This is a genomic window from Psychrobacter sp. CAL346-MNA-CIBAN-0220, assembly GCF_040309805.1.
Lineage (GTDB): Bacteria > Pseudomonadota > Gammaproteobacteria > Pseudomonadales > Moraxellaceae > Psychrobacter.
In genome coordinates, this window is record NZ_JBEOPF010000767.1 from 1 (window position 1) to 233 (window position 233).

The following is a 233-nucleotide window of genomic DNA, read 5'->3' on the forward strand; positions in this document are numbered from 1 at the left end:
GTGATGGCTATCAAAACCTTGGCCGCTGAAGAAAATATCAGTATGGACGACGCCAAGGTTCGAATTGATGCTTACGAGACAGCATTGAAGGTAAAGCAACAGCAGAAGTTGAATACCATCGCTAACAAGCAAGGTATCTCCAACCACGCCATTAGTTTTGATAGAGAGCAGGAAACTGAAGACGGACATGAGGCTGGGAAACTGATAAAAAACCGTGTGAAAACCACTCAAGC

General features: G+C 44.6%; 1 pseudogene. It reads left to right on the forward strand.

The features are described from left to right. Positions 1 to 233 (forward strand): annotated as a pseudogene (locus AAEY88_RS15605) (hypothetical protein); the annotation flags it as partial.